This window comes from Streptomyces sp. NPDC013455, assembly GCF_040632975.1.
Classification (GTDB): Bacteria; Actinomycetota; Actinomycetes; order Streptomycetales; family Streptomycetaceae; genus Streptomyces.
In genome coordinates, this window is record NZ_JBEYCX010000023.1 from 13,068 (window position 1) to 36,112 (window position 23,045).

At 73.7% G+C, this 23,045-nt stretch carries 17 protein-coding genes, 5 tRNA genes and 1 riboswitch; of the genes, 11 read left to right on the plus strand and 11 right to left on the minus strand.

What is annotated here, in order from left to right; translation table 11 throughout:
• Window positions 1-185 precede the first annotated feature (185 nt).
• A complete protein-coding gene (locus ABZ576_RS29190) occupies window positions 186-2,261 on the minus strand; it encodes an asparagine synthase-related protein (protein ID WP_360747218.1) in 2,076 nt (691 codons plus the stop codon).
• 728 nt (window positions 2,262-2,989) lie between these two features.
• On the opposite strand from ABZ576_RS29190, the gene ABZ576_RS29195 reads away from it, so the two are divergent.
• The 4 genes from ABZ576_RS29195 to ABZ576_RS29210 all read left to right on the plus strand — a co-directional run bounded on the left by ABZ576_RS29195 (window position 2,990) and on the right by ABZ576_RS29210 (window position 7,995).
• A complete protein-coding gene (locus tag ABZ576_RS29195; protein ID WP_360747221.1) occupies window positions 2,990-4,414 on the plus strand; it encodes an MFS transporter in 1,425 nt (474 codons plus the stop codon).
• 82 nt (window positions 4,415-4,496) lie between these two features.
• Window positions 4,497-5,714, plus strand: coding sequence for an L-2-hydroxyglutarate oxidase (lhgO, locus tag ABZ576_RS29200; RefSeq protein ID WP_360747224.1), 1,218 nt, complete (start codon window positions 4,497-4,499; stop codon window positions 5,712-5,714).
• Between the two features lie 85 nt (window positions 5,715-5,799).
• Window positions 5,800-6,636 (plus strand): tRNA (guanosine(46)-N7)-methyltransferase TrmB, encoded by an 837-nt coding sequence (gene trmB / locus ABZ576_RS29205; RefSeq protein WP_360747227.1) that lies wholly within the window; start codon window positions 5,800-5,802, stop codon window positions 6,634-6,636.
• A 42-nt stretch (window positions 6,637-6,678) separates the two neighbouring features.
• Window positions 6,679-7,995, plus strand: a complete 1,317-nt coding sequence (locus ABZ576_RS29210; RefSeq protein ID WP_360747230.1) for a PrsW family intramembrane metalloprotease — start codon at window positions 6,679-6,681, stop codon at window positions 7,993-7,995.
• 49 nt (window positions 7,996-8,044) lie between these two features.
• On the opposite strand, the gene ABZ576_RS29215 is transcribed toward ABZ576_RS29210, so the two are convergent.
• Window positions 8,045-8,989 (minus strand): aldo/keto reductase, encoded by a 945-nt coding sequence (locus ABZ576_RS29215; protein ID WP_360747233.1) that lies wholly within the window; start codon window positions 8,987-8,989, stop codon window positions 8,045-8,047.
• Window positions 8,990-9,055: 66 nt separating this feature from the next.
• Window positions 9,056-10,126 carry a M23 family metallopeptidase gene (locus tag ABZ576_RS29220; protein ID WP_360747236.1) on the minus strand — a complete coding sequence of 357 codons (1,071 nt, stop codon included), beginning with the start codon at window positions 10,124-10,126 and terminating at the stop codon, window positions 9,056-9,058.
• 7 nt (window positions 10,127-10,133) lie between these two features.
• A riboswitch (cyclic di-AMP (ydaO/yuaA leader) is annotated at window positions 10,134-10,302 on the minus strand.
• Window positions 10,303-10,601: 299 nt separating this feature from the next.
• Here ABZ576_RS29220 and ABZ576_RS29225 point away from each other — a divergent pair.
• Window positions 10,602-10,675: transfer RNA gene (locus ABZ576_RS29225), tRNA-Met, on the plus strand.
• A 48-nt stretch (window positions 10,676-10,723) separates the two neighbouring features.
• Here the strand turns inward: ABZ576_RS29225 and ABZ576_RS29230 are convergent.
• On the minus strand, window positions 10,724-11,857 hold the full coding sequence (locus ABZ576_RS29230) for a dihydrofolate reductase family protein (protein WP_360747239.1): 1,134 nt from the start codon (window positions 11,855-11,857) through the stop codon (window positions 10,724-10,726).
• A gap of 93 nt (window positions 11,858-11,950) precedes the next feature.
• Between ABZ576_RS29230 and ABZ576_RS29235 the strand changes: the two genes are divergently transcribed.
• Window positions 11,951-12,484 (plus strand): MarR family transcriptional regulator, encoded by a 534-nt coding sequence (locus ABZ576_RS29235; RefSeq protein ID WP_360747242.1) that lies wholly within the window; start codon window positions 11,951-11,953, stop codon window positions 12,482-12,484.
• Here ABZ576_RS29235 and ABZ576_RS29240 read toward each other — a convergent pair.
• Together ABZ576_RS29240 and ABZ576_RS29245 are read right to left on the minus strand one after the other, a co-directional pair.
• The gene (locus ABZ576_RS29240; protein WP_360747245.1) at window positions 12,473-13,924 is read right to left on the minus strand and encodes a DHA2 family efflux MFS transporter permease subunit; all 1,452 of its coding nucleotides are present in this window, start codon (window positions 13,922-13,924) and stop codon (window positions 12,473-12,475) included. The two genes, ABZ576_RS29235 and ABZ576_RS29240, sit on opposite strands and share 12 nt — an antisense overlap.
• 12 nt (window positions 13,925-13,936) lie before the next feature.
• Window positions 13,937-14,554 (minus strand): NAD(P)H-dependent oxidoreductase, encoded by a 618-nt coding sequence (locus tag ABZ576_RS29245; RefSeq protein ID WP_360747437.1) that lies wholly within the window; start codon window positions 14,552-14,554, stop codon window positions 13,937-13,939.
• Between the two features lie 161 nt (window positions 14,555-14,715).
• Here ABZ576_RS29245 and ABZ576_RS29250 point away from each other — a divergent pair, with 161 nt between their 5' ends.
• The gene (locus ABZ576_RS29250; RefSeq protein ID WP_360747248.1) at window positions 14,716-15,399 is read left to right on the plus strand and encodes a TetR/AcrR family transcriptional regulator C-terminal domain-containing protein; all 684 of its coding nucleotides are present in this window, start codon (window positions 14,716-14,718) and stop codon (window positions 15,397-15,399) included.
• 205 nt (window positions 15,400-15,604) lie between these two features.
• Here the strand turns inward: ABZ576_RS29250 and ABZ576_RS29255 are convergent.
• The 5 genes from ABZ576_RS29255 to ABZ576_RS29275 all read right to left on the minus strand — a co-directional run bounded on the left by ABZ576_RS29255 (window position 15,605) and on the right by ABZ576_RS29275 (window position 20,955).
• Window positions 15,605-15,677, minus strand: a tRNA-Lys gene (locus ABZ576_RS29255).
• A 99-nt stretch (window positions 15,678-15,776) separates the two neighbouring features.
• Complete coding sequence (locus ABZ576_RS29260; protein WP_360747251.1) at window positions 15,777-17,297, minus strand: amino acid permease; 1,521 nt, start codon at window positions 17,295-17,297, stop codon at window positions 15,777-15,779.
• A 155-nt stretch (window positions 17,298-17,452) separates the two neighbouring features.
• On the minus strand, window positions 17,453-19,633 hold the full coding sequence (locus ABZ576_RS29265) for a DEAD/DEAH box helicase (protein ID WP_360747254.1): 2,181 nt from the start codon (window positions 19,631-19,633) through the stop codon (window positions 17,453-17,455).
• Window positions 19,634-19,938: 305 nt separating this feature from the next.
• Entirely contained in the window at window positions 19,939-20,460 is a 522-nt protein-coding gene (locus ABZ576_RS29270) for a hypothetical protein (protein ID WP_360747257.1), read from the minus strand.
• Between the two features lie 144 nt (window positions 20,461-20,604).
• Window positions 20,605-20,955 carry a metallopeptidase family protein gene (locus tag ABZ576_RS29275; protein ID WP_189219145.1) on the minus strand — a complete coding sequence of 117 codons (351 nt, stop codon included), beginning with the start codon at window positions 20,953-20,955 and terminating at the stop codon, window positions 20,605-20,607.
• Window positions 20,956-21,112: 157 nt separating this feature from the next.
• Between ABZ576_RS29275 and ABZ576_RS29280 the strand changes: the two genes are divergently transcribed.
• The 4 genes from ABZ576_RS29280 (at window position 21,113) to ABZ576_RS29295 (ending at window position 22,986) form a co-directional block, all read left to right on the plus strand.
• Window positions 21,113-22,624, plus strand: a complete 1,512-nt coding sequence (locus tag ABZ576_RS29280) for a metallophosphoesterase (RefSeq protein WP_360747440.1) — start codon at window positions 21,113-21,115, stop codon at window positions 22,622-22,624.
• A gap of 80 nt (window positions 22,625-22,704) precedes the next feature.
• Window positions 22,705-22,777: transfer RNA gene (locus ABZ576_RS29285), tRNA-Glu, on the plus strand.
• Between the two features lie 36 nt (window positions 22,778-22,813).
• A tRNA-Asp gene (locus ABZ576_RS29290) sits at window positions 22,814-22,888 on the plus strand.
• Window positions 22,889-22,912: 24 nt separating this feature from the next.
• Window positions 22,913-22,986: transfer RNA gene (locus tag ABZ576_RS29295), tRNA-Phe, on the plus strand.
• The last annotated feature ends 59 nt before the right edge of the window (window positions 22,987-23,045 follow it).

Sequence of the window (23,045 nt, forward strand, 5' to 3'; positions counted from 1 at the left end):
CCGCCGAACACTCACACCGCACCCCGACCACCCGACCGCCGAACACTCACACCGCACCCCGACCACCCGACCGCCGAACACTCACACCGCACCCCGACCACCCGACCGCCGAACACTCACACCGCACCCCGACCACCCGACCGCCGAGCTCTCACACCGCACCCCGGCCGCCCAGCCCCGAAGGCTCACGCCCCCGGGGTCAGCGCGCTTCTTCTCGGCTGGATCCCGGACGGTACCGCCCGCGAGCGGGTCGGGGTGCCCGTCCAGCAGGTTCCCCGGCGGGCGAGGAGGCGGCGGAGCCACAGTTCCAGGGAGACGAGGTCGGCCAGACCGTCCAGGGGGAGGGGCTCGCCGGCGGCGGCCGCCCGGACGGCCTTGCGGACGACGCGGGCCTCGACCAGGCCGGCGTCGGCCAGCAGCGGGGTGGAGAAGAGGTCCAGCAGCGGATCGGCCGCCACCCGCAGGCCCGCGCGCGCGGCCGCCGCCGACGAGGCGTGGGAGGGCGCGCCCCAGCCGGGCGGGAGGTCGGTGACGCCGGCGCCCTCCAGGACCGTACGGAGGGTGGCGGCCCGGGCTCCGGGCTGGACGCGCAGGGCCTCGGGGAGGTCACGGCAGGCGCGGACGACCTGGTTGTCGAGGAAGGGGGCGTGCAGCCGCTGGGAGCGGATCTCCGCGGCCTGTTCCAGGACCCGGAGGTCGGCCGCGTGCCGGGCGAGTGCCGCACGCGCGCGGTAGTCGCCGGGGCGCTGTGCGCCGGTGCCGGAGCGGTCCGCCTCCGCCTGGAGCAGAACCGATACTTCAGCCAGTGCCTCACCCGTCAGCCACCGGGCGGCCGGTCCCGGTCTGGCCCAGGTCAGCGCGGCCAGGGACGCGCCGACCGCCCCCTTGGGCTCGTCGAAGCGGCGCCGCATCAGCCGCTCGGCCAGCGTCTCCAGGCCCGCCCGGTAGGGCGTGCGGGCCAGGCGCCGGGCCGCGCCGTACACGCGCGCGGGCACCAGCACCGAGCCGTCGGCGCGGGCGAGTGCGGCGACCGGCCGGACCAGGTGGCGCCGCCGGCGGTCCATCAGCAGGTCGGCGAGGCGGGCGGGGTGGGCGTCCAGGACCTGGCGGGCGCCGTGGCCGGTGAAGTGGTCGGCGCTGCCGGCGGCGAGCCGCGCGCGGTGCCGCGCCGCCAGGACCAGGGAGGGCCCCGGCTCATCGGTCAGCGGGCCGTCGAGGTCGGCGTACGGAAGGGTCTCCTCGCCGCCGGCGACCACCACGTGGTGCAGCCGGGGGCCGGCGGCCAGGGCGCCGGCCCGTTCCAGCTCGGCCTCGCGGCCGCCCACGGCGAGGTCGTTGAAGGTGACGGCGAGGAGGCGTTCGCCCGCGCCGGTGCCGTGGCCGAGGAGGGTGCCGGGTCTGCCGGGCAGTCCGGCGGCCAGCAGCGCGAGGGTGCCGGAGGCGGGGCCGCCGGACAGGTCGGCGCCGATGCCGGGGACCGGCATGCCGCGCGCGGCCCGCCGCTCGGCCGGGCCCATGCCGGGCACCGGACCGGGGTCCAGGTCGGGCACGTGCCGGGGCGCCGCCAGCCGGGTGCGGACCGCTTCCACGAGGGCGTCGCGTACGGCGTCCACCGCGCGCTCGGGGTCGGCCGGGGTCGCGGCCACGGCGAGGGAGGCGACCGGCTCGTAGCCGACGACCTCGCGCGCTCCGGCGCGCAGCACCAGGGCGTGCCCCGGCGGAATGCGCCGTACCCCGTCGTACGGGGTGGTGTCGCGCAGCGCGGCCGGTACGTCCGGGGCGGCGAGCAGCGCGGCGAGGTGGGTGAAGTCGAGGTTGGCCTCGATCAGGTCGGCGAGGGGCAGTGCCGCGGTGGCGTAGGCCGTGCCGCCGGCCCAGGGGGTGTGGAACACCGGCCGGGCGCCGGCGAGGTCACCGCAGACGGTGATGCGGCGGCCGGCCTGTACGACGGCCGTGTAACTGCCGGGCCATGTCGTCAGGTGGCGCAGTGCGCCCCCGCGCGCGGTGACCAGGCCGCGCCGCAGTTCCTCGTCGCTGGCGCCGCAGATGCCGAGGACGGCGATGCCGTGCTGGGCGTCGGCGCGCACCACGCGCACCTCGTCCGGGCGCCAGTCGCCGACGGCCCACAGCGGATCGGGGTCGCCCCACAGGAGTTGGGAGCCGACCGGCTGCAGCGTCTCGCCGTCGTAGCCGACGGCGCCCGCGGAGCCGATCGCGGCGGGGCCCGCGGCGGCGCTGCTCCAACCCACCAACCACCGCATCGACGCCTCCACAGGCTGTGGACAAACAGTGCACCGTAGGAACCGGTCCCCCATGCTGCCATGAAGAACCGGCCGGAGAGGGCCGGTGGCACCGCCTCGGATCGAGTGAAGTCGACGGGGTACGGCGGGGGAACGGGCGGACGGCCGGTGCGCGGCCGGTGCTGCCGCGCACGTGCGGCAGCCTAGGGGTACGGCGCGAATGCGCCCCCAATGCGCTCCCCCAAGACGCCGTTCGCGCCCTCAAGTTGCATGGTCGGAGCGGCAAATCACCGCAGTGGAGCGGGGTCGATTTTCGGCCAATTAAGCCGGGAGGCGCCGGACATGAGCACGCTCCGTACAGGGCGGCGGGGCGCGGAGCTGCGCGCTCACACGCACAGTCCGGGAGGCGGGCATCCGCCTCCCGGACCGGTCCGCCACCCGCGGGGATGAAGGCGGCGGTGTCCCCCAGCCCACTGGATCCAGTACAGCGGGCCGACCCACGCACGAGCCATGGAACCGCTCCCCCCGGTGGCCGGAGAAGAGCGCACGGACGGGCGCACGGCCACACGGGCGGGGGCACGCCGCGACAGACCGTGCACGGTGCGTACAGGGCCGCGCTCCCGCACGGACCACAATCCCGCCAACCGGAACAATGCCCCTTAACGCTTGGGATGCGGCGAACTACGCTGGGTTTACGAATGCCGCGTGGTTATGCCAGCGCGACAGCCGTCTGTGTCGAGGGGTGGCTCATGTCCAGGGAGCAACGCGGGCCGAACGAAAAGCTCGGCGCCGTCCTCGCCCTCGCGGGAATCAGCAACGCGGGACTCGCCCGCCGCGTCAACGACCTGGGCGCCCAGCGCGGGTTGACGCTTCGCTACGACAAGACGTCCGTGGCGCGCTGGGTGTCGAAGGGCATGGTGCCGCAGGGTGCGGCACCGCACCTCATCGCCGCCGCCATCGGCCAGAAGCTGGGCCGTCCGGTGCCGCTGCACGAGATCGGCCTCGCGGACGCCGACCCCGCGCCCGAGGTGGGCCTCGCCTTCCCCAGGGACGTCGGGCAGGCGGTGAAGTCGGCGACGGAGCTGTACCGCCTCGACCTCGCCGGCCGCCGGGCCGGGACCGGCGGCATCTGGCAGTCCCTGGCCGGGTCGTTCGCAGTGAGCGCATACGCAACGCCCGCATCACGCTGGCTGATAACCCCCGCCGACAGCTCGGTCGCGCGGGAGGCGGGCTCCGCCGAGGGGTCGGGCGCACCGATCAAAGTCGGCCACAGCGATGTGCAGAAGCTGCGGGAGGCCGCCGAGGACGCCAGGCGGTGGGACTCCAAGTACGGCGGCGGGGACTGGCGTTCCTCGATGGTTCCGGAGTGCCTGCGGGTGGAGGCGGCACCGCTGCTGCTCGGCTCCTACTCCGACGAGGTCGGCCGCGCCCTGTTCGGGGCCTCCGCGGAACTGACCCGGCTCGCCGGGTGGATGGCCTTCGACACCGGCCAGCAGGAGGCCGCGCAGCGCTACTACATCCAGGCGCTGCGGCTCGCCCGCGCGGCGGCGGACGTCCCCCTGGGGGGTTACGTCCTCGCCTCCATGTCGCTCCAGGCGACGTACCGGGGCTTCGGCGACGAGGGCGTCGACCTGGCACAGGCCGCGCTGGAGCGGAACCGGGGACTGGCGACCGCCCGGACGATGAGTTTCTTCCGGCTGGTCGAGGCGCGGGCGCACGCGCGCGCGGGCGACGCCCAGGCGGCCGGCACGGCGCTGAAGGCGGCCGAGGGCTGGCTGGAGCGCTCGCGCGAGGGGGACAACGACCCCTCTTGGCTGGGTTTCTACTCGTACGACCGCTTCGCGGCCGACGCGGCCGAGTGCTACCGGGACCTGAAGGCGCCACGGCAGGTCAGACGGTTCACCGAGCAGGCCCTGTCGAAGCCGACGGAGGAGTTCGTGCGGTCGCACGGGCTGCGGCTGGTGGTCTCGGCCGTCGCCGAGCTGGAGTCCGGGAACCTGGACGCCGCCTGCGAGCAGGGGGTGCGGGCCGTGGAGGTGGCCGGCCGGATCTCGTCCGCCCGGACCACCGAATACGTCAAGGACCTGCTGCACCGGCTGGAGCCGTACGGGGACGAGCCGCGGGTGGTGGAACTGCGCGAGCGGGCCCGGCCGCTCCTGATGGCTCCGGCGTAGGGCCGCGCGCACCCGCGTCCCGGACCGCCGTCCCGGTGTTTGAAGGCGCTGTCAGTGGCGCAGTGCACTATCGGAGGCGGAGGTGGTGCAGGTGCGGGCCGGGTCGTACGACTGCGATGTGCTCGTGGTCGGTGGGGGGATCGTCGGGCTGTCGACGGCGTACGCGATCACGCGGGCGGCGCCGGGCACGCGCGTGACCGTGCTGGAGAAGGAGCCCGGGCCGGCCCGGCACCAGACGGGACGCAACAGCGGGGTCATCCACAGCGGGATCTACTACCGCCCGGGCTCGCTGAAGGCGCGGTACGCGGTGCGGGGCGCCGCCGAGATGGTGAAGTTCTGCGCCGAGTACGGCATCGCGCACGCCGTCACCGGCAAGCTGATCGTCGCCACCGAGCGCGAGGAGCTGCCCCGGCTGCACGCGCTCGTGCAGCGCGGCCGGGAGAACGGCATCCCGGTGCGGGAGCTGGGCCCCGCCCAGATCGCGGGGTACGAACCGGAGGTGCGCGGCCTGGCCGCCATACACGTCGCCACGACGGGGGTGTGCGACTTCGTGGGCGTCGCCCGGGAGCTGGCGCGGGCCTCCGGCGCGGAGATCCGCTACGGCGCCCGGGTCGTCCGGGTGGACCGGCGCGCGGACCGGGGCGTGGCGGTGCTCACCGCGGCCGGGGACGTGGTGCGCGGCCGGGTGCTGGTCAACTGCGCGGGGCTGTACTGCGACGAGGTGGCCCGGCTGACCGGCGACGAGCCCGGGGTGCGGATCGTGCCGTTCCGCGGGGAGTACTACGAGCTGGCGCGGCCGGAGCTGGTGCGCGGGCTCGTCTACCCGGTGCCGGACCCGGCGTTCCCCTTCCTCGGGGTGCACCTGACCCGGGGCATCGACGGAGGCGTCCACATCGGTCCCAACGCGGTACCGGCGCTGGCCCGGGAGGGGTACGGCTGGGGGGTCGTACGGCCCCGGGAGCTGGCCGGGACACTGGCCTGGCCGGGATCCTGGGCGATCGCCCGGCGGCACTGGCGGTACGGGGCGGGTGAGCTGCACCGCTCGGTGTCCAAGGGGGCGTTCCTGGAGGCCGTGCGCAGACTGCTGCCCGGTGTGGAAGCCGGTGATCTGGTGCGGGCCCCCGCCGGGGTGCGGGCGCAGGCGGTGCTGCGGGACGGGACGCTGGTGGACGACTTCCTGATCCGGGAGGGGGCCCGGGCGGTCCATGTGCTGAACGCGCCGTCCCCCGCGGCGACCGCATCCCTGCCGATCGGCCGGGAGGTCGGACGGCGGGTGCTGTCCCTGCTCGGTTCGCTCTAGCCGGGAGCCCGTCATGATCGGCGGGTGTTCCCGGCGGCCGGTGCCCGGTCCGCTCGTCGGCGGGCGCCGTAAAATCTGTCTTACTGTGTCTGATTTCCTCAATGCCCCCGAAGCCGCCCCCGCGGCCCCCCACACCCCCGGCGCCCCCGTCCGGCAGAGCCGGGCCAAGGGAGAGCCGCGTTTCCCGGACGGTCCCAGGGCCGATCCGGCCGGGTCGCACTTCGAGCGGCGGATCCGGAGCTTCCAGCCGCGGCGCAGCCGGGTGACGGCCGGGCAGGCCGACGCGCTCCAGCGGCTGTGGCCCAAGTGGGGGCTGGACATCGACGGGCGGCGGGTGATCGATCCCGTCGAGCTGTTCGGCAACGACCGTCCCGTCGTCCTGGAGATCGGGTTCGGGATGGGCGAGGCCACCGCGCAGATGGCCGCGGGCGACCCGGACACCAACATCCTCGCCGTGGACGTGCACACCCCCGGCCAGGGCAACCTGCTCAACCTGGCGGACCGGGGCGGCCTGTCCAACATCCGCGTCGGCAACGGCGACGCGATCATCCTGCTGCGGGAGATGCTCCGCCCGGACTCCCTGGACGGGCTGCGCGTCTACTTCCCCGACCCCTGGCCCAAGAAGCGGCACCACAAGCGGCGGCTGATCCAGCCCGAGTTCCTCTCCCTCGCCGCCACCCGGCTGAAGCCCGGCGCGCTCGTGCACTGCGCGACCGACTGGGAGCCGTACGCCGAGCAGATGCTGGACGTGCTCACCGCGCACCCCGACTTCGAGAACACCCAGGCGGCGGGCGGCTTCGCGGCACGGCCGGAGTTCCGGCCGCTGACCCGTTTCGAGGGGCAGGGACTGGACAAGGGACATGTGGTGCGCGACCTGCTGTTCCGGCGCGTCCCGCACCGCACCGCCGAGCAGGACCGGTAAACCGCTCCAGCACCTCCTCCCGCCGCCGTTAGGGTCGATGCCGTGGCCACCAGTCCCCCGTTCCCGCCCTGTCCCCCGAACCCGGGCGGTGGTGCGCTCCGCCACCCGCACTGGTGGCAGCGCAGGTGGGTGCGGTACGCGGCACTGAGCACGCTGCTGGCGCTGTCGGGCCTGGTCATCCTCGCGCTGGTACGGCGGCAGACCGGCACGGAGGGGTTCCTCGTCGGCCTCGGGCTGGCCGTGCTGCCCGTGCCCTGGCTGATAGCCGCCTTCCGGTGGCTGGACCGGGTGGAGCCGGGCCCCTGGCGGAACCTGGTCTTCTCCTTCGCCTGGGGAGCCTGCGCGGCGGCCCTGATAGCCATCGTGGCCAACAGCTTCGCGACCCGGTGGATAGCCACCTCGGTCGCGGACCCGGTCAGCGCCGACACGCTCGGTGCGACCGTGATAGCGCCGATCGTGGAGGAATCCGCCAAGGCCGCCGCGGTACTGCTGGTCTTCCTCTTCCGCCGGCGCGACTTCACCGGGATCGTGGACGGGGTGGTGATAGCCGGGGTCACCGCCACCGGGTTCGCCTTCACCGAGAACATCCTCTACCTCGGCACGGCCTTCGGGACCGACCAGCTCACCGGCGACCGCGGCATCGCCTCCGTCACCGCCGCCACCTTCTTCGTGCGCATCGTGATGTCCCCGTTCGCGCACCCCCTCTTCACCGTCCTCACCGGCATCGGCTTCGGGATCGCCGCGCTGTCCGCCGAGCGGCAGCACGCGCGGCGCATCCTGCTCCCGCTCGGCGGACTGCTGCTCGCGATGGGCATGCACGCCTTCTGGAACGGCTCCTCCACCCTCGGCGAGTACGGCTTCTTCGCCGTCTACGGCGCCTTCATGCTGCCCGCCTTCGGGGTACTGACCTGGCTCGCCATCTGGACCCGGCAGCGGGAGCTGGGGACCGTGCGGGCGGAGCTGCCGGCGTATGTGCTGGCCGGCTGGCTGGGTCCGGCCGAGCCGTTCGCGCTCGGCTCGATGCGGGCCCGGCGGATGGCCCGCGACTACGCCCGGCACCACCACGGGCGCGCGGCCGCGCGGGCCGTGGCCCAGTACGAGGCGTACGCCACCTCGCTCGCGTTCCTGCGGCACCGGGGGCGCGCGGGCAAGGCCGGTGCCGGCTTCGTCGTCCGGGAGCGGGAGCTGCTGGACGAGCTGTGGAAGCGGCGGCAGGTGGCACGGCCGGCGCTGGAGTACGCGGCGCGCACGGCGGCACCGCCCCGGCCGGTGTACGCGGGGCCGGTACCGATGGCGTACTGGCCGGCGTACGGCGGCCCGGCGGTGCCGTATCCCGGGTACAACCCGTACCGGTCGTAGGGGACGGCCGCCCTCCGGGGCCACGGTGAGCCCGGAGGGCGGCCCGGGGTCAGGCCGAGGCTTCGGTCAGCCGGCCGAGGTCCTCCTCCGTCAGCCGCAGCCGCGCCACTTCCAGCAGGGCCGGGAGCTGGTCCACCGTGCGCGCCGAGGCGATCGGAGCGGCGATCGTCGGCTGGGCGGCCAGCCAGGCCAGGGCGACCGAGGCGACCGGCGCCCCGTGGGCGGCGGCGATCTCGTCCAGGGCCGCCAGGACCTTCCGGCCGCGCGGGGACTCGGCGTGCTGCGCGGCACTGCCGGCCCGGGCGCTGTCGACGCTCGCACCAGGGCGGTACTTGCCGGTCAGGAAGCCCGAGGCCAGGGAGAAGTACGGGACGGCGGACAGGCCCTCGCGGGCGACGAGGTCCTGGAGCGGGCCCTCGTAGGTGTCCCGGGAGACCAGGTTGTAGTGCGGCTGGAGGGCGACGTAGCGGGCGAGGCCCTCGCGGTCGGAGAAGTCCAGGGACGCCGCCAGCCGCTCGGGGGTGATGTTGGAGGCGGCGATGTGCCGGACCTTGCCGGCCCTCACCAGCTCGTCCAGCGCGCCGATGATCTCCTCGACCGGCACCTCGGGCTTGTCGAAGTGGGTGTAGTAGAGGTCGATGTGGTCGGTGCCCAGGCGGCGCAGGGAGGCGTCGGCGGCGGCCTTGATGGTCGCGGCGGACAGTCCCTGGAAGTCGGGGTGCTGGCTGACCTTCGTGGCGATGACGACGTCGTCGCGGTTGCCGCGCGCCGCCAGCCACTTGCCGATGATCGTCTCGGACTCGCCGCCGGCATTGCCCTCGACCCAGGCCGAGTAGGAGTCGGCGGTGTCGATGAAGTTGCCGCCGGCCGCCGCGTAGGCGTCCAGGACGGCGAAGGAGGTGTCCTCGTCGGCGGTCCAGCCGAAGACGTTGCCACCGAGGCAGAGCGGGAAGACCTCGAGATCGGAAGAGCCGAGTTTACGAAGTGACGTCATACGTCATGACAACGCCGGCGGCGGGTCGTCGCATCCCGCCACCGGCGCCCTTTTCGGCAGGACGGCTCAGGGGTTGAGACCCTTGTCGCGCAGCCAGGCCGTCGGGTCGATGCCGGTGGCCTGGCCGCCCGGGTGGATCTCCAGGTGCAGGTGCGGGCCGGTGACGTTGCCGGTGGCGCCGACGCGGCCGATGACGTCGCCGGTACCGACCTTCTGGCCGACCGAGACACTGATCGAGGACTGGTGGCAGTACCACACCTCGGTGCCGTCCTCGAGGGTGAGGACCGTGCGGTAGCCGTAGGCGCCGGCCCAGCCCGCCTGGGTGATCGTGCCGCCGTGCACGGCCTTGACGAGGGTGCCGGTGGGGGCGGCGAAGTCCAGGCCGGTGTGGTAGCCGGAGGACCACATGGAGCCGGCCTGACCGAACGTCGAGGTGATCGTGTACGAGGAGGTCGGCAGGGCGTACTGCTTGGCCAGCTCGGCCAGCCGCTTCTCCTCGGCCGCCTTCTGTGCGGCGGCCTCCGCCTTCGCGGCCTCGGCCTCCGCCTCGGCCTCGGCCTTCTCCTTGGCCGCCGCGGCCTTGGCGGCGGCCTCCTTCTCGGCGGCGGCCGCGGCCGCGGCGCTCTGCTTCTCCGCGGCGGCGAGCGCGGTGGCGGTGGCCCTGCTCTCGGCCTGGCCCTGCTGCTGCTCGGCCTGGGCCATGATCCGGTTGCGCAGCGCCTCGCCCGCGTCGGTGCCGTGCTCGGTGTCGGCCGAGGTCCCGCCGAGGCTGCTGAGCGCGGTGGTGGTGGTTTCGGCCGCCTGGGCGTCGGCGGAGCCGTCGTCGAAGAGGGAGCCGACGGAGGGCAGGTCGGGCATCGAGATGGAGACCGGCGGCTTGCCGGTCTGGGCGCTGGCCATGCCGCCCGCGCCGACCGCGGCGATCACGCCGACGCCGAGGACGGTGGAGCTGCGCGCGAAGCCGCCGCGCTGCTTGGCGACGCGGTGCCGGCCGCGGACCGGGGCGACGGTCTCCTCGGTGGGGTTCCACTCCTCCCAGGGACCCTCTTCCGCGCGGTAGGCGCCGTAGCCGAAGGTCTCGGCCGGCGCTTGGGCCGGTATGAACGGGGCTTCTGGGGCAGGCCGGTTGGACGCCACGCAGGCGTGCTCCTTTCCTTCCTCCGCCTACCGGGTTAGCTGACGGGTTCGGAGCAGGAAGGTCTCCTACGCGCGTATACCGGTCGTGGACTCCGTGAGTTCACGACCGCATCCGCGTGATTCACCCCAGGGTGGTGGTTCCCCGGCTCCCTTGCGGGATTCGGCGCGTGCGCACGGAGCCGCCTCTTGTGACGGCTGGGACGACCGCGCTGCGTTATCGAACGTTAATAGACCTGCCAGTCACTTTCCAAGCCGTTCGACTTGATCGTTAAGCTTTTTAAACCCCGGACTTACCGGCCAGGACCCCTGCAAAACGGGCGAGTTGACCCCAGGCCAGCAGTCATCGACGGTTTTGATGGTGACCCGGACCTGAAGCGCACGGCACCCCTTCGATCACTGTGCGTGATGATCGGCGCGGGCGCGGGAAGCGATGTGCATCGGACCCCTCGCATGGCGTATGCTGGTCACACAACGACGCGGGGTGGAGCAGCTCGGTAGCTCGCTGGGCTCATAACCCAGAGGTCGCAGGTTCAAATCCTGTCCCCGCTACTGAAGACTCAGGGCCGGAATCCAGTGGATTCCGGCCCTGAGTGCTTTTCAGGCGAGCAGATGGGCGTTCGGCTCCTTGGCGAGGGCCTCAAGCTCCGGCAGGACGACGACCCGCGCACCCCCGGTGCGCAGCAGCCCCGCCCCGTCGGCCGCCGTCACGAAGGTGTCCGGCTCCCGCCAGGCGGTGACCACGCGGCGCACGCCCGCGGCGAGGATCAGCTCGGCGCAGGGCGCGGGCCGCGAGGAACGGCGGGCACAGGGCTCCAGGCTGCTGTAGACGGTCGCGCCCGGCAGTCGCGGGTCATCGCGGCCGATCTTCGCCAGCGCCGCCTCCTCCGCGTGGACCACGGGGTCGGCGCCCTCCCGGGAGTGGCCGCGGGCCAGCTCCGTACCGTCGGCGGCGACCACGACCGCGCCGACGCTGAACGCCGTCTCCGAGGGCGGGCACAGCGCGGCGAGCTCGCACGCGGTGCGCAGCCAGTGGCGGTCGGCGGCGGTGGCGGCCGGGCCGGTGCCGGGGGCCGTGGGCGCGTACCGCATGAGGACGACGTCCTCGATCCGCCGGGTGTCGAGCAGCCGCAGGCGACCGCCCTGGTAGGGGCCGGGCCCGAACAGGCGCGGGGCCGCGGGGTCGCCCACGAAGAGCGGGGCGAGCACCAGCTGGAGTTCGTCGGCGAGGCCCTGGTGGAGCAGCTGGGTGTGGACCGTGCCGCCGCCCTCGACCATCAGGCGGCCGACCCCGCGCACGTCGTGCAGGTGCTCCAGCAGGGCCCGCCAGTCGAGGGCCGGGCCGAGCGGGACGACGTCGGCGGTGCGCCCGAGCAGCCGCGCGGCCCGTTCGGCGCCCCGGTCGGTGGTGTAGACGAGCTTCTCGCCGCCGGTATGCCAGAAGTGGGCGCCCGGGTCGAGGTCGCCGGAGGCGGTGACGGTGACCTTGAGCGGGTACTCCGGCCGGCCCGCCGCGACGCGTGCCGCGCGCCGGTCGGCTGAGTAGACCAGCAGCCTCGGGTTGTCGGCGCGGAGGGTGCCGGCGCCGACGAGGACGGCGTCGGCGGAGGCCCGGACCTCGTCGACCCGGTCGAAGTCGGCCGGGCTGGAGAGCAGCAGCCGCTCGGGGCCGGTGTCGTCCAGATAGCCGTCGAGGGAGACGGCGGCGGACAGCAGCACGTACGGCAGGGGCATCGGCGCCCTCTCTGGGGAGGCGGACGGTCGCTGAGTGGACCGTCGGCAGGCGGACGGCTTGGTTCAATTTTGAAGCAAACTTACACTGGCGGCATGACGACCCGCTGGCTCACCTCCGAGGAGCAGCGCGCCTGGCGCGCCTACATCGCCGCCTCCCGCCTCCTGGAGGACGCGATCGACCGGCAGCTCCAGCAGGAGGGCGGCATGCCGCACCTGTTCTACTCGGTGCTGGCCAACCTCTCCGAGGCCCCCGGCCGGCGGCTGCGCATGACCGGCCTCGCCGAGACGCTGAAGATCACCCGCAGCCGGCTGACGTACGCGGTGACCCGGCTGGAGCGGGACGGCCTGGTGCGCCGGGAGAACTGCCGCCAGGACAAGCGCGGCTCGTTCGCGGTGCTGACGGAGGAGGGGACGGCCGTACTGGAGCGTACGGCACCCGGGCACGTCGAGACGGTGCGCGCCGCCCTCTTCGACCGGCTCACCCCGGAGCAGGTGGAGCAGCTGGGGGAGATCTGCACGCGGATCGCGCGCGGGCTCCAGGGCGAGGACGGCGGGGCGGGGGGCGCGGCGGAGGACGTTCCGTGGCGCAGGCGCTCGTCCCCCTGCTCCGGCGGCTCACCCGGGTGAAGCATGCGCACCGGCGGAGGCTCGGCCCTGGCGTTGAGCCGGGAGACGGAGGGCCGGCAGGAGGGCGAGGGCGAGCAGTGCGGCCGCCACGGCGTAGGCGAGCCGGAAGCCGGCCGGGTCCGGGCCCGTCGCACCCAGCACCACCGACAGCAGGGCCGTACCGACGGAGGCGGCCAGCTGGGAGTTGATGCCGAGCGCGGTGCTCGCCCCGGCCAGCCGGTCCGGGGGCAGGGCGCGGGTCGCGGTGGTCATCGTGGGCATCAGCGTCATCCCGGCGCCGGCCCCCATGACCATGCCCGCGACGACGATCCGCCAGGCCGGCACCCCCGGCACCCCGGTCTGCCAGGCCAGCAGGCCCATACCGAGGGAGGCGACCGCGCAGCCCGCGGCGACCAGCCGGCGCGGTGCCGCCCGGTCGACGCGGCGGGCCGCGATCTGCATCGCCGCACCGACCACCAGCCCGACCGGCGCCCCGAGCAGCCCGGCCGCCGTCGCGCTCGTCCCCCGCCCCTGCTGCCAGTACAGCGGCCCGAGCAGCATGGACCCGAAGTAGCCGCAGGCGAACGGGGCGAGGGTGCCGATGCCGGCGGCGAAGGTCCGGTCCCGCAGCAGCCGCAGATCGAGCAGGGGCGCGCGGACGGCGAGCGCCCGCCGGACGAAGGCCGCCGCGAGCACGGCACCGCCGAGCACCGGCACCAGGGCGCCGGGGGCCGTGAAGTCACCGCGCTCGCCGCCGCGTGAGAAGCCGTACAGCAGCAGCGCCAGACCGGGCGAGAGCATCAGCAGGCCCGGGACGTCCAGGCGCGGCAGGTCCCCGCCGCGGACGGGGGCGTCCGTCGGCAGCAGACGGGCCGCCAGGAGCAGGGCCAGGGCGCCGACGGGCACGTTGATCAGGAAGATCCACCGCCAGGAGGCGGCGTCGACCAGCCAGCCGCCGAGCACCGGGCCGGCCACCGGGCCGACCAGGATGGGCAGCCCGAGCAGCGCCATCGTCCGGCCGAGCCGGGCCCGGTCGGCGGCGCGCACGCCCATGGCCATGCCGACCGGCTGGAGCAGCCCGCCGCCCAGCCCCTGCACCGCGCGGAACGCGATCAGGCTGCCCGCGTCCCAGGCGCAGGCGGCGAGCACCGAGCCCAGCGTGAACAGGACCAGTGCCAGCACGTACGTCCGCTTGGCGCCGATCCGGTCCATCGCCCAGGCCGCGGCCGGGATGACAGCGGCGAGGGCGAGCGTGTACGCGGTGGCGGTCCACTGGATGGTCTCCAGCGGCGCGCCGAAGGACTCCGACAGGCGGCGCATCGCCACGTTGACGATCGTCATGTCGAGCACGGCCATGACGGTGCCGAGGACGACGACGGTGACGACGCGGTGGAGAGCGGTGCGGTGCGCGTCCGGGACGGACGGGGCCGGCGCGGACCGCGTGGGACGCGAGGCGTTCATCCCCGCCGCCCCTCAGGCGCCGTAGGGGCGCTCGGCGCGGGCGGCGCGCAGGGCCCGTCCCCACCAGGTGAGCTGGCCGAGCATGCCCTTGGCGGCGCCCGCGCACACCTCGGCGTCCCGCGGGACGCCGTCCTCCCCGAGCCCGGACCACGGGCCGTGCAGGCTGACCGAGTCCCGCATGGTCACCGCGTGGAGTTCGGCGAAGACCAGCCGGAGCTGCTCGACCGCGCGCAGCCCGCCGCCGAGACCGCCGTACGACACGAAGCCGACCGGCTTGGCCTGCCATTCCCGCAGGTGCCAGTCGAGGAGGTTCTTCAGGACCGCCGGGAAGCTGTGGTTGTACTCCGGCGTGACGATCACGAACGCGTCGGCGGCGGCGAGGCGCGGCGACACGTCCCGCAGCGCGGCGGCGGCCTGCGGGCTCGGCGCGCCACCCCAGCCGGGCATCACCAGCGGCAGGTCCACGTCGGCGAGGTCGACCACGTCGAACTCCAGCCCCGGGTCGGCGGCGGTGGCCAGGAACCAGTCGGTGACGGCCCGGCCCAGGCGTCCCTCGCGCACGCTGCCGACGATGACGGCGACGCGGAACGCGGGCTCCCGGGCGGCACGGGCACCGGGAACGGAATCGATGACGGCGTCGGTGGTGGACACGGCTTTTCCCCCTCTGGGCGTGCGGTGACGGGCGGCCCGATCGGGGACCGCCTCCGGCAAGCAAGTTACAACGCTCGTTGTAAAAAGTACAACGAGCGTTGTAGATCGGATAGGGTTGACTGGTCACGAAGGAGGCAGGCGTGGGCGAAACGAACGAGTCCCGGCTGGAGCAGGCACGGCGCGAGGTCTCACCGCGCAAGCTGCAGAAGCAGATGGCGATCGCGAGCGCGGCCTGCACGGTCTTCGGCCGCGAGGGGTACGCGCGCGCTTCCGTCGACGCGCTCGCCGCCGCGGCCGACGTCTCCACGCGCACGCTGTACAACCACTTCCCCGGCGGCAAGGCGCAGCTCTTCCAGACCGTGGTGACCTGGACGTCGAGCGAGGTCCGCGACGCCCAACTCGCCCGCCTGCGCGCGGTCCTGGACCCCGAGCACCCGCCCGGCCCCGGCGAACTGGAACGCGACCTGGTCTCCCTGGCCCGCGCCTTCAACGGGCTCATGACCGATTACGCGAACCACTTCGCACTGGTCCGCCACATCCACGCGGAGGCCGACCACGTACCGCCCGAAGTCCTCCGGGCCTGGCACGAGGCCGGCCCGGAACCGGTCGGCCGGGCGCTCACCGAGGCGATGGCCCGCCTGGAGGACGCGGGCCTGCTGGACCTCCACGGCGACCCGGCGGTGGCGGCCGGCCACTTCACGGCCCTGATCTCCCACCGCATCATCCAGACGACCCACTACGGCGTCCTGCCCCTGCCCCCCGCGGAAACCGACCGACTGCTCAGGGCGGGCGTGGCCGCGTTCCTCCGGGCGTACGGCAGGTAGCCCGGGCGGGCGCGCGTCCGGGGGCGGGCACCGGCGGAGGAGGCGGGAGAACAGAGGGGGCCGGAACCGGCCGTCGGCAAGAAGTCCGCCCGCACGGACCGTTGAGCGGCTCCGCGCCCCGGGAACGAGACAGCGCCCGAGCCGGCCGGAGCCGGCTCGGGCGCTGCCCGGTGGGTCGGAGGGGGTGCCTTCCGACCGTCGTCCGTAGGCCCTGTGGGACTCGAACCCACAACCAATGGATTAAAAGTCCACTGCTCTGCCAATTGAGCTAAGGGCCCGGGCGATGTTGCGTGTCCGAGCATAGCCGGACGAGGCCGTGTCTCCGATCGGGTATCGGGGACACGGCCGCGTCGGCGGTGGTCCGAGTGGGTGGAAGGTTACTTTTCGGCCGGTACCGGGGTGGCGTCCGGGGCACCGCCGAGGAACCAGTGACGGGCCGAGGCCAGCCACCAGGTCGCCGCGGAGCCGAGGACGACCAGGACGGCCACCGGGGCGTAGTTGAAGGTCTTCCAGGTGACCGGGGAGACCTGCGGAAGCATGAAGAGGACCGTGATCGCCGCCACCCACACCACCGACACGACCCCGATCACGCCCGACCAGCGGCCCAGGTGCCAGGGGCCGCGCTCGAAGGCGGCGCCCTTGCGGACCCGGAGCAGGGTCGGGATGACGTAGGCGATGTAGAGGCCGATCACCGCGATCGACGTCACCGCCGCGTAGGCCGTCGAGTTGACGAGGTAGGGCAGGCCCAGGGCGAGGGCCGCGAGCACGGCGAGCCAGACCGCGGCCACGGGTGTGCGGCTGCGCGGGCCGACCGTGCGCCAGACGCGCGAGAAGGGCAGCGCGCCGTCCCGCGAAAAGGCGTAGATCATACGGCTGTTGGCGGTGACGGAGGCCATGCCGCAGAAGAGCTGCGCGCCGATCACCACCAGCAGCATGAGCTTGCCGGCCGTGGCGCCCAGGGCGTCCAGGAGGATCTGGGCGGGCGGGACTCCGGTGGGGGAGGCCAGCTCCTCGTCGTACGACTGGATGGCGAAGGTGAAGCCGAGCAGGAGGACGAAGCCGGCGATCCAGGACGTCCAGATGGAGCGGACGATGCCCTTCGGGCCGGCCGTGGCGGCGTCGTGGGTCTCTTCGGTCATGTGCGCCGAGGCGTCGTAGCCGGTGAAGGTGTACTGGGCCATCAGGAGGCCGAGGACCACGACGTACGGCGTGCTGCCCCAGCCCGTCCGGTTCACGAACTCGGTGAAGACGAACGTCGCCGACTGGTGGCGGTCGGGCACCAGCGCCAGCGCGCCGGCGATCAGCGCGACCCCCAGGACGTGCCACCACACGCTCACGCTGTTGAGGAACGCGACGATCCGGACGCCGAAGGTGTTCAGCAGGCCGTGCAGCAGCAGGATCGCCGCGAACAGCAGCACCGTGCGGGCCGGGGTCACCCGGAAGCCGGACTGGAGGTTCAGGTAGGCGCCCAGGAAGGAGGCCGCGCCGAAGTCGATGCCCGCGGTCACCGCCACCTGGCCGAGCACGTTGAACCAGCCCGTGAACCACGCCCAGGCCGCGGCGGACCGCGGGGGCGCCAGCCGGTGGGCCCAGAAGTAGAGGCCGGCCGAGGTCGGGTAGGCCGAGCAGATCTCGGCCATCGCCAGGCCGACGAACAGGGTCATCAGGCCCACCGCCACCCAGCCCCAGGTGATCACCGCCGGGCCGCCGGTGGTCATGCCGAAGAGGTAGAGGGTCAGGCAGCCGGAGAGGACGGAGATGATCGTGAAGGAGACGGCGTAGTTGGAGAAGGCCGACATCCGGCGGGCGAGGACCTGCGTGTAGCCGAGCTGGGCCAGCCGTTCCTCGTCCGACGCGCCGGCCGCTCCCCGCGCGCCCACTCTCGCATCGTCTGTCATGTCCCCAGCACTTCCCTCACCCCAGGCGTGACATGCGTCACTCGGAACAGGTCGACGCCCCGTCCCGCCGCCGCACCGCACCGGTCGACGGCGGACAACGCCGGAAGGGCCCGTACGACCGGAGTCGTACGGGCCCTTCCTCGGTTCACTCGGCGTCAGCCGTTGCGCTTCCAGCGCGGCTTGTCCTCGCGGCGGCCGAAGGAGCCGGTGCCGCGGTGGTCGTCACGACGGCCGTAGGGGCGGTCGTGGCCGCCGGTGCGGAAGCCCGGGCGGTCGTCGCGGCGGTCGCGGTTGAACGGCCGGTCGCTGCCGCGGTGCCCGCCGCGCTCGTCCCGGCGGAAGCCGCCGCGGTCGTCACGGCGCTCGAAGGAACGGCCACCGCGGTCGCGGTCGAACGGACGCCGCTCGCCCCGGTCGTCACGGCGCTCGAAGGTACGGCCGCCACGGTCGTCACGGCGCTCGAAGCCACGGCCGCCACGGTCGTCACGGCGGTCGTCACGGCGCTCGAAACCACGGTCCCGGTCGCGGTCACGGTCGAACGGACGGCGGTCGCCCCGCTCGCCGCGGTCGTCACGGCGCTCGAAGCCACGGCCGCCACGGTCGTCACGACGCTCGAAACCACGGTCCCGGTCGAACGGACGGCGGTCACCCCGCTCACCCCGCTCGCCGCGGTCGTCGCGACGCTCGAAGCCACGGCCACCACGGTCGTCACGGCGGTCGTCACGGCGCTCGAAACCACGGTCCCGGTCGAAGGAGCGCCGCTCCCGGCGCTCGTACGGCGCCGAAGCCGCCGGACGCTCCTCGCGCTCGGTCTCGCGCTGCGCCGGCTCCTCGGCCACGGCGAGCTCCTCCGCGGCCGTCGCCTGCGCCTCGGCCACCGCGGTCTCCGGGTCCTCGCCGCGCTCGCGGGCGACCCGGGCGACCAGCCGGTCGGCCTCCTCGCGCAGCTCGGTCGCGCGGCGCTGGGCGCGCTCCAGCTGCTTGGTGAGCTGGGCGACCTCGCGCTCGGCCTGCTGGGCGGCGTTGGCGGCGGACTCGGCCTGCACCTCGGTCATCGAGCGGGCGCCGGTGATCTCGGCGACCTCCGGGTCGAAGGCGGCACCGCCCTGGATGATGTGCCGGGCCGCGTCGACGCCGGCGTCCTCCATCAGGCGGAAGATCTGGCGCCGCTGGTGCGGCAGGGACAGGGAGACCACCGTGCCGGTGCGGCCGGCGCGCGCGGTACGGCCCGCGCGGTGCAGGTAGTCCTTGTGGTCGCCGGCCGGGTCCACGTTCAGCACCAGGTCGATGCCGTCGACGTGGATGCCGCGGGCGGCGACGTCGGTGGCGACCAGGACGTTGACGTAGCCGTCCTTGAAGTCGGCCAGGGTCCGGGTGCGGGCGCCCTGGGTCATGCCGCCGTGCAGCGCGTCGGCCTTCACACCGGCCTCGCGCAGCTGCTCGGCGACGCGGTCGGCGCCCAGCTGGGTGCGGACGAAGATGATCGTGCGGCCCTTGCGGGAGGCGATCGCGGCCGTGACCGGCGCCTTGTCCTTGGGCTTCACGATGAGGATGTGGTGCGACATGGTCGTCACCGCGCCCTGGGCCGCGTCCACCTCGTGCAGGACGGGCTCGTTCAGGTAGCGGTCGACCAGGGTCTTGATCTCGTTCTCCATCGTGGCGGAGAAGAGCATGCGCTGGCCGCCGGCCGGAACCTGGTCGAGCAGCTCGGTGACCTCGGGCAGGAAGCCCAGGTCGGACATCTGGTCGGCCTCGTCCAGGACGGCGATCTGCACGTCCTCCAGGGAGCAGGCGCCGCGGTTGATGATGTCGCGCAGGCGGCCCGGGGTGGCGACGAGGATGTCGACGCCGCGCTCCAGGGCGTAGATCTGGTTGCCCATGGACGTGCCGCCGCAGACGACCTTCATCTTCAGGCCGAGGACGTCGCCGTAGGGCTGGAGGGCGTCGGCGACCTGCATGGCCAGCTCGCGGGTGGGGGTGAGGATGACGGCGCGGGGCCGCTTCTTCTCGGTGCGGCCGCCGGCCAGCGTGGCCAGGGTCGGCAGGCCGAAGGAGAGGGTCTTGCCGGAGCCGGTGCGGCCACGGCCGAGGATGTCCTTGCCGGTCAGGGCGTCCGGGATGGTCGCGGCCTGGATCGGGAAGGGGGTCGTCACGCCGTTCTGCGCGAGCTTGCGCACGATGCCCTCGGGGAGGCCGAGGTCGGCGAAGGTGATCTGGGGGGACTGGGGGGTGGTGTCAGCGGCCTCGGGGGCCTCGGTGACCTCGGTCGTCACGTCGAGTTCGTTGTCGATCTCGTTCTCGGACACGACGATCTGGTCAGTACTGGACACGGACATGCGAATGCGAAACCTTCCGGAGTCTCTTCGGCACGCGCCCGTCAACTCCGTGATTCGCTCACGACCGCCTCAATGCGGTCCGCCACGGCAAAGGAGAGTACGCGCCACACGGCGCGCTCTGTGGTGGCGCCGGGCAAATGGGATCAAACGATCTACCACCATACGCACCTACCACCCCCGAAGGCAAACCGAGCCTCATCGCCGCTGGTCGGCCGGGTACGACGGCCCCACCACGACGGCGCCCCACCGCACCGCCGGCTCCCCCCGGCACCACCCCCAGGGCACCCCCGCTCCTCCGGGAGCCGTCACGCCGCCATGCCCGCGGCGGGGGCCGGCTCACGCTGCGCCAGCTGCGGCTGGGGCTCCTCGTGCGCCGAGGACGACGGCTCGGCCGACGGCGGCTCCGAGACGGGCGGTGGCGGCGGGGTGGAGGCCGGCGGCTCGGGCGGGGCGGAGCTGGCCGGGGGCACCGGCGGCTCCTTGGTCGGGACCGGCTCCCCCGGCTTGGCGGTCTTCCCTGGCTTGCCCGGCTTCGGCGGTGCCGCCGAAGCGCTGCCCGCGCCCGCCGGCGTGGCCGGAGCGGATGCCGCCTTCCCCGGCCCCGCCTTGCCGCCGTGCCCGTGCTTGCCGTCACCGGAGCCCGCCTCGCGGACGACACCGTCGGCGCCGGCCACCGGGCCGCCGTCGGGCACCTCGCCGCCCCGCTGCCCCGCCGAGTGGGAAGGCCGGGCCCGGCCCGCGTCGTCGCCCACGTTCACGCAGCCCGCGACGGCGGTGGCGGCCAGGACCGTGACGGCGAGACGGACGGGTACGTACAAGGGGCGCACGGCGGCCACCTCCGAGGCAAGGAAAGGAGTCAACCTCCCCAACTCCCCCCACGCGCGGGAGGACACGCGCCCGGCGCGCATCGGCGCCCAGCCGTGACCGAGGGCGCGCGACCGGGCGTCGCCCAGCGGTAGCCGAGGCCTCGCTCAGCCGTAGCCGAGGGCGTGCAGCCGGGCGTCGTCGATGCCGAAGTGGTGGGCGATCTCGTGCACCACGGTCACCTCGGTCTCCGCGACGACGTCCTCGCGGGTCTCGCACATCCTGAGCGTGGGCCCGCGGTAGACGGTGATCCGGTCCGGCAGGACACCCGCGTACCACTCGCCCCGGTCGGTGAGCGGAGTGCCCTCGTAGAGCCCGAGCAGCTCCGGGTCGTCGGCGGGCGGTTCGTCCTCGACGAACACCGCCACGTTGTCCATGAGCCGCGTCAGCTCCGGCGGGATCCGGTCCAGCGCCTCGGCGACCAGTTCCTCGAACTCCTCGCGCGTCATCTCCAGCACATGGTCATTGTCCGGTACGGACGCGCCGTACGGGGGTGCGGATGCGCCGCATATCCGCGGGGGGACATGGGCATACGGGACCAATGGCCCGCTCCCCCTCGCAGCCCTGAGCATCATGCCGAACCGGACCCCGCACCGCCGCCGCCCCGCGAGCACCATGCCGAACCGGACCCGTGACCGCCGCCGCCCCGCCCGTCCGCTTCCCGCACTGGAACTCGCCGCCCGCCCCCGCCCCTGGCCGCGCGCCCTCGGTCTGACCGTGGTCGTCCTCGTCGGCGCCTGGCTGGGCCTTCTGGTCGTCGGAGACGTGCGGGCCCCGGTCGGCCCGATGGACACGACGATGGCGCTGCGCCCCTCCCTCACCGGCGGCACGAAGATCAACGTCTCCCCGCTGGGCGCGCTCACCCTGGACAGCCATGTCGCGCCGGTGCGCCTGGACGTGAACGTGGACCAGCTGGACCCGCTGCGCTCCCAGGCGCTGGTGAACCACCCGGAGCGGCTCTCCGGGCTCCAGGACGAGGTCGCCCGGGACGTCGAGCACGGCACGCTGGACCTGGCCGTACGCTCCGGCGTCGCCGTGGTCTCGGGGGCCACGGCCCTCGGCCTCGCCGTCTACCGCCGCCCGCGCCGGGCCCTGGCCGCCGGCGGACTGGCACTGGCCCTGCTGACCGCCTCGGGTGTGGCGGCGTACGCCACCTGGAACCCGAAGTCGGTCCTCGAGCCGAGATTCTCGGGACTGCTCAGCTCGGCGCCGTCGGTGGTCGGCAACGCCCGCAGCATCGTCACGGAGTTCGACGTCTACCAGAAGGAGCTCGCGCGCCTGGTGACGAACGTAACGAAGCTCTACGACGCCACGTCCACGCTCCCGGTCTACCAGCCGGACCCGTCCACCATCCGGGTCCTGCACGTGTCGGACATCCATCTCAACCCGGCGAGCTGGAAGATCATCGGCTCGCTGGTGGAGCAGTACGGGGTGGACGTGATCGTCGACTCCGGCGACACCATGGACCACGGCACGGCGGCGGAGAACGGCTTCCTGGACCCGGTCCGGGACCTTGGCGTGCCGTACGTCTGGGTGCGCGGCAACCACGACTCCCGGGTCACGCAGCGCTACCTGGAGCGGATGAGGAACGTGCACGTCCTGGACGACGGCCGGGCCGAGACGGTGGCGGGCCTGCGGTTCGCGGGCATCGGTGACCCGCAGTTCACCCCCGACCGCTCGGCGGTGCCGGGCGGGGAAGCGGCCGAGGTGCTGGCCGGCGACCGCCTGGCCAGCGCGCTGCGCGACCAGCGGGCGGCCGGCACACCGGTGGACGTGGCGGTCGCCCACGAACCGTCCGCGGCCCGCGAGACGGACGGCGTGGTGCCGCTGGTGCTCTGCGGCCACCTGCACCACGAGGGGACCGAGATGCTGCCGTTGGGCACCCGGCTGCGCAGGGAGGGCTCGACCGGCGGCAGCGGGCTGCGGGCCGTGGAGCGCGAGTACCCCGCGCCGATCCAGGCCTCGATCCTCTACTTCGACCGCGACAGCCGTCGGCTGCGGGCCTGGGACGCCATCGAGCTGGGGGGTCTCGGCCTGACGACCGCCGAGGTCAGCCGCCACCTGGCGGACGAGAACCAGCCCGGCGCCGACGGCACCTCGCCCTCCCCCTCCACCACCTCGCCGTAAAGCGTTTTGGCGATACACCCCGGCATCCCATATGCTTCTCACGTCCCCGACGCGCTGAGAAGCGCCCAGGCGGGCCGATAGCCCTCATCGTCTAGCGGCCTAGGACGCCGCCCTTTCAAGGCGGTAGCACGGGTTCGAATCCCGTTGGGGGCACGCAATACCGTGTGCGACACTGTTGCACACACGCTTGGTCCTGTGGAGCAGTTTGGAGTGCTCGCCACCCTGTCAAGGTGGAGGCCGCGGGTTCAAATCCCGTCAGGACCGCTGGTGTTTCACGTGAAACACCGTGGCTGGGTAGCTCAGTTGGTACGAGCGTCCGCCTGAAAAGCGGAAGGTCGCCGGTTCGACCCCGGCCCCAGCCACAGCCGCCCTCACCAGGGCATATCGGCCCCACCGAAGATTATTCGGTGGGGCCGATGCC